The sequence below is a fragment of the Bacillus sp. S71 genome (assembly GCF_016625265.1).
Lineage (GTDB): Bacteria > Bacillota > Bacilli > Bacillales > Bacillaceae_G > Bacillus_A > Bacillus_A cereus.
Map to the genome: position 1 here is coordinate 23,082 of NZ_JACVUW010000025.1, position 6,517 is coordinate 29,598.

The window sequence follows — 6,517 nt, forward strand, 5'->3', positions numbered from 1 at the left end:
GAGAGGTTAAAATGTGAAACAAACAAAGTTTATTACAGAAGGCGCAGCGTTATTAGCTATATATGCAATTTTATTGCTTATATCTATGTATGTTCCGATTTTAGGTACTGTTGTAACTTTTGCGTTGCCGTTACCATTTATACTATTAACGATAAGACATAAACTATCTAATGTGCTTGTGATTTTTGTAGCAGCACTTTTTGTTACTATTATTGTGAGTCAACCTATGAATTTAGTGAAGACAATTATGTTTGGATTGATAGGGATTGTTTTAGGGTATATGTATAAAACAAGAAAAAAGCCAGTGGAAATCTTAATAGCGGGGACGCTTGCATACTTAATTGGTTTTGTACTTATTTATGTTGCGAGTATAAAGTTTTTCAACATAGATATAATGAAGCAAATGCAAAGTGTGTTTAGTGAAAGTATGGTGCAAAGTGAAAAGATAGTAAGTGCTATAGGTATGCCGATTAGTAAGGAACAAAAAGAGTTACTTACACAAATGAATGATATATTACAATCGTTATTTCCAAGTATACTTGTTCTAGTTTCAGTATGTTTTTCTTGGATTACAGTGATAATATCAGGTAGTGTTTTGAAAAAGTTAAAACATGACATTATACCTTGGCCTAAATTTAAAGATCTACAATTACCAAAGAGTATTGTTTGGTATTACGTTATATTTATTTTGTTAGCAACTTTTATAAAAGTAGATCCAACATCATATTTACATATGGTATTTTCTAACCTATATGTCATATTTGCACTATTGCTTGTACTGCAAGGGCTGACATTCATTTCCTTTTTAGCGTATAGAAAAGGTTTTACTAAAGGGGTTCCTATTATTAGTTTTATTGTATGCATGTTTATTCCGATGCTGTTTCCTCTTGTGACAATCTTAGGTATAATTGACTTAGGGATTTCGTTGCGTTCTAAAATAGGGGAATAAAATAATATTCCTTATACTATTTTAATCTGTTTAACTAACTGGAAGGTGAGTTAGTTTTACTTTATAGGAGTTGTATACATGCCTGAATTTGATAAGAAACAGTGGTTTTTATATCCTGTTTATGTATTGGCATTTTTTGTGTTTGTGCTCATTTCAATTCTCTGTTATTTTCATTTAATTATGGGGATAGCTGCTTTTATCATTTTTTGTATCGTGTTCTTTATCGTTATACGATTTGAACTTAATTTTCAAAGGAATTTCGAAAAGCATACGACAGATATGATTACGAGGGTAAAGAAAGTCAGTAATGAAGCATTTAACCAAATGCCGATTGGTATTTTGTTATACAATAAGGATTACGGGATTGATTGGGCAAATCCTTATTTATCTTCATGCCTGGGACAGCATGCGTTAGCTGGATGGCACCTTTACGATGTATCAGAAACATTACTTCTTTTCATTAAAGGAGAAACTTCTGATGATATAGTCTCTTTAAATAATCGAAAGTTTCGCGTTTTTGTAAGGAAAGAAGAAAAGTTAATTTATTTCTTTGATGTAACGGAACAAACGGAAATCGAAAAGATGTATGAGGATCAACGCACTGTTTTAGCTGTAATTTATTTGGATAATTATGATGAAGTTACACAAGGATTAGATGATCAATTACGTACGAATATAACAAGTCTTGTGACATCGCGACTAAATGAATGGGCACTTAAGTATGGTGCGTATTTAAAACGTGCATCTTCAGAAAGATTCTTCGTTGTGCTAAATGAAAGTATTCTGACGCAGATGGAGAAAGGGAAATTTAGTATTTTAGATCAGGTGCGTGAAGAAACATCTAAAAGGAATATACCACTTACATTAAGTGTAGGTGTCGGATCAGGTGATCTACCTTTGTCAGAGCTTGGGGCAATGGCTCAATCTGGTTTAGACCTTGCGCTTGGGCGCGGGGGAGACCAAGTAGCTATTAAACAAGCGACAGGTAAAGTTAAGTTCTATGGAGGTAAGACAAATCCGGTTGAAAAGCGTACCCGTGTACGTGCTAGGGTCATTTCGCATGCGTTAAAGGATTTAGTGTTAGAAAGTAGTAATGTCATTATCATGGGGCATAGGGCTCCTGATATGGACGCAATTGGTGCTGCGATTGGTATTTTAAAAGTGGCTCAATTAAACGAGCGTAAAGGATATATTGTATTAGATGAAAATGATTCTGATAAGGGAATTAAACGCTTGATGGACAAAGTGAAACAAAATGAGGAGTTATGGTCTCATTTTATTACTCCAGAGCAAGCGATGGAATTTGCAAATGATGAGTCGTTACTTGTTGTTGTTGATACGCATAAACCTTCTATGGTGATGGAGCAAAAACTGTTACATAAAATTGAAAATGTAGTAGTTATTGATCATCATCGTCGTGGGGAAGATTTTATTGAAGACCCATTGCTAGTTTATATGGAACCATATGCTTCTTCAACGGCAGAATTGGTTACAGAATTACTTGAGTATCAACCTAAAAATTTAAAGATGACAATGCTAGAAGCGACGGCATTGTTAGCAGGTATTATTGTCGACACGAAAAGTTTCACATTCCGGACAGGGGCTCGTACATTTGATGCTGCTTCTTATTTACGCTCACATGGTGCAGATACTGTACTTGTACAAGAACTTTTAAAGGAAGATATGGATCAGTATTTACGGGTTGCAAAAGCTATAAAAAATGCGTACATTTATAAAAATGGAATTGCGATTGCTAAAGTTGATAGTGATGATTACTACGATCAAGTGCTTATTGCGCAATCGGCAGACACGTTATTAACGATGACAGGGATTATTGCATCATTTGTTGTTGCGAAACGTGGTGAGAATCTCATTGGAATTAGCAGCAGGTCTTTAGGTGAAGTGAATGTGCAGCTAATTATGGAAAACTTAGGCGGTGGCGGGCATTTGACTAATGCAGCCACACAAATGAAAAATGTTACAGTAGATGAAGCTGAGGAGAAGCTTCGATTTGTTATTGATGACTATTTACAGGGAGGCACACAATCATGAAAGTAATTTTTCTAAAAGACGTAAAAGGTAAAGGTAAAAAAGGAGAAATAAAAAACGTACCGGATGGCTATGCAAATAACTTCTTACTAAAACAAGGATTAGCTGCTGAAGCAACAAATAGCAGTATGAAAACTTTAGAAGCTCAAAAGCGTAAAGAAGAAAAAGATGCAGCAGCAGAGCTTGAAAATGCAAAAGAGTTAAAAGAGACTTTAGAGAAATTAACTGTAGAATTAAAGGCGAAATCTGGAGAAGGTGGCCGTTTATTCGGTTCTATTACGAGCAAACAAATCGTAGATGCGATGCAAAAATCACATAAAATTAAACTTGATAAACGTAAATTTGAAATGGATGATGCAATTCGTGCATTAGGCTACACAAATGTAACAGTGAAATTGCATCCGCAAGTAACAGCGACAGTAAAAGTTCATGTTAGTGAACAATAAAAATAAATTAAGCAAGGAGGATTGCGTATGAGTGATGTACTTGCTGATCGTACCCCTCCGCATAATATAGAGGCCGAGCAGGCGGTTTTAGGTGCCATATTAATTGATCAAGATGCGTTAACGTCAGCATCGGAGTTATTGGTACCTGATTCATTCTATCGAACGAAACATCAAAAGATTTTTGAGGTCATGCTTGGATTATCTGATAAAGGAGAACCGATCGACTTAGTAATAATGACATCAGCGATGGCTGATCAAGGATTACTAGAAGAAGTTGGTGGAGTGTCTTATCTAGCAGAGTTAGCAGAAGTTGTTCCAACAGCTGCTAACGTTGAATATTATGCACGTATCATTGCTGAAAAGGCACTTTTACGCCGTTTAATTCGAACAGCGACTCATATAGTGTCGGATGGATACGAGAGAGAAGATGACGTGGACGGCCTTTTAAATGAGGCCGAGAAAAAAATATTAGAAGTATCCCATCAAACGAATGCAAAAGCATTTCAAAATATTAAAGATGTTCTTGTGGATGCTTATGATAAAATTGAACTTTTGCATAATCAAAAAGGTGAAGTTACTGGGATACCAACTGGATTTACTGAATTAGATAAGATGACGGCAGGTTTCCAGCGAAATGATTTAATCATTGTAGCAGCACGTCCGTCAGTAGGGAAAACTGCATTTTCATTAAATATCGCACAAAACGTAGCGACGAAAACGGATGAAAATGTAGCGATTTTTAGCTTGGAGATGGGCTCCGATCAGCTTGTTATGCGTATGCTTTGTGCAGAAGGAAATATCGATGCGCAAAGACTTCGTACCGGGTCACTAACTTCTGATGATTGGGCGAAATTAACAATGGCGATGGGGAGTCTTTCAAATGCCGGTATATATATTGATGATACACCGGGAATTAAGGTAAATGAGATTCGAGCAAAATGTCGTAGACTAAAGCAAGAACAAGGTCTTGGAATGGTTTTAATTGACTACTTACAGCTTATTCAAGGAAGTGGGAAATCAGGTGAGAACCGTCAGCAGGAAGTATCTGAGATTTCTCGTACTTTAAAAGGGATTGCACGTGAATTGCAAGTGCCTGTTATTGCCTTATCACAGTTATCTCGTGGTGTAGAATCTCGTCAGGATAAACGCCCGATGATGTCTGATATTCGTGAATCTGGAAGTATTGAGCAGGATGCTGATATTGTAGCTTTCCTATATCGTGAAGATTACTATGACCGTGAAACGGAAAATAAAAATACGATTGAAATTATCATTGCAAAGCAACGTAACGGTCCAGTAGGTTCAGTGGAACTTGCATTCGTCAAAGAGTTCAATAAGTTCGTTAACTTAGAACGACGCTTTGAGGATGGGGCATAAAGGCAGTATAAAAAAGAAACACATTTCTTATAATAAGATGTGTTTCTTTTTTTATGGTGTAAAGATAAGGCTTTCATAAGGTGAAAACATAATTCTTACGAACGAAAATGATTTTTAATAAAAAAATGTTCGCTTTTTGGTTGACTTCTTTTTCGGTTTTGGTACAATTATATTGTTTGAATAGATCGTTTGAAAATTGCGGAGGTGCTTTAATAATGTCTTCAGTAGTAGTTGTAGGAACACAATGGGGCGACGAAGGAAAAGGTAAAATCACTGATTTTCTTTCTGAGCATGCGGAAGTAGTTGCAAGATATCAAGGTGGAAATAACGCGGGACATACAATTGTTTTCGGCGGAGTTAAATATAAGTTACACTTAATTCCATCTGGTATTTTCTATAAAGAGAAAATTTGTGTAATCGGAAATGGCTTAGTAGTAGATCCGAAAGCATTACTTGAAGAGTTAAAATACTTACACGACCGTGGTGTAAGTACTGATAATTTACGTGTAAGTAACCGTGCACACGTTATTTTACCTTATCACTTAAAACAAGATGAGTTAGAAGAGGCTAGTAAAGGTGATAACAAAATCGGTACAACGAAAAAAGGTATCGGTCCTGCATATATGGATAAAGCTGCTCGTATTGGTATCCGTATGGCTGATCTTTTAGATCGTGAAGCATTTAAAGAGAAGCTTGAGCGCAATTTAGTAGAGAAAAATCGTTTGTTTGAAAAAATGTACGATACAGAAGGTTTCAGTGTAGAAGAAATCTTTGAAGAGTACTTCGAATATGGACAACAAATCGCACAATATGTATGCGACACATCTGTTGTATTAAATGATGCACTAGATAACAATCACCGTGTATTATTTGAAGGTGCACAAGGTGTTATGCTTGATATTGACCACGGTACGTACCCATTCGTTACATCTTCTAACCCGATTGCGGGTGGTGTAACAGTTGGAACTGGAGTTGGTCCTGCGAAAGTTACTCGCGTTGTAGGTGTATGTAAAGCATATACAAGCCGTGTTGGTGACGGTCCATTCCCTACTGAACTTAATGATGAAATTGGTCATCAAATTCGTGAAGTTGGTCGTGAGTACGGAACAACAACTGGTCGTCCGCGCCGCGTAGGTTGGTTCGATAGCGTTGTTGTAAGACATGCGCGTCGTGTTAGTGGTTTAACGGATCTATCATTAAATTCTATCGACGTTTTAACAGATATTCCAACTCTTAAAATTTGTGTTGCTTACAAATACAATGGCGAAGTTATCGATGAAGTTCCAGCAAACTTAAACATTTTAGCGAAATGTGAGCCTGTATATGAAGAGCTTCCAGGTTGGACAGAAGATATTACTGGTGTAAAATCATTAGACGAGCTTCCTGAAAATGCACGAAAATACGTAGAACGTGTTTCTGAGTTAACAGGAATTCAATTATCTATGTTCTCAGTTGGACCAGATCGTAACCAAACGAATATTGTTCGTAATGTATACGAAGCTTAATTGATATTTTAAGAAAAAACTCATGTCCGCATGAGTTTTTTCTTATCTTTTATAAAAAAATGAAAAAAAGTATTGCGAAGAATACAGAATACATGTTATGATACATCTTGTCGTCACGAAAATATGACGTTGGTGAGTATGAGCCATTAGCTCAGTTGGTAGAGCATCTGACTTTTAATCAGAGGGTCGAA

Annotated in this window: 5 protein-coding genes; all 5 read left to right on the forward strand. The window is 36.3% G+C overall.

Going from position 1 to position 6,517, the window contains the following annotated elements:
- Positions 1 to 13 precede the first annotated feature (13 nt).
- The 5 genes from IBT51_RS26485 (at position 14) to IBT51_RS26505 (ending at position 6,326) form a co-directional block, all read left to right on the forward strand.
- Entirely contained in the window at positions 14 to 949 is a 936-nt protein-coding gene (locus IBT51_RS26485) for a YybS family protein (RefSeq protein WP_053563260.1), read from the forward strand.
- A gap of 78 nt (positions 950 to 1,027) precedes the next feature.
- The gene (locus tag IBT51_RS26490) at positions 1,028 to 3,001 is read left to right on the forward strand and encodes a DHH family phosphoesterase (protein ID WP_001113779.1); all 1,974 of its coding nucleotides are present in this window, start codon (positions 1,028 to 1,030) and stop codon (positions 2,999 to 3,001) included.
- Positions 2,998 to 3,444: a 50S ribosomal protein L9 gene (gene rplI, locus IBT51_RS26495; protein ID WP_000864223.1), complete on the forward strand. Its 447-nt coding sequence runs from the start codon at positions 2,998 to 3,000 to the stop codon at positions 3,442 to 3,444. The genes IBT51_RS26490 and rplI overlap by 4 nt, the downstream gene beginning before the upstream one ends.
- Before the next feature lie 27 nt (positions 3,445 to 3,471).
- Positions 3,472 to 4,821 carry a replicative DNA helicase gene (gene dnaB, locus IBT51_RS26500; protein WP_001286147.1) on the forward strand — a complete coding sequence of 450 codons (1,350 nt, stop codon included), beginning with the start codon at positions 3,472 to 3,474 and terminating at the stop codon, positions 4,819 to 4,821.
- A gap of 215 nt (positions 4,822 to 5,036) precedes the next feature.
- Entirely contained in the window at positions 5,037 to 6,326 is a 1,290-nt protein-coding gene (locus IBT51_RS26505; protein ID WP_000100230.1) for an adenylosuccinate synthase, read from the forward strand.
- Positions 6,327 to 6,517: the final 191 nt, after the last annotated feature.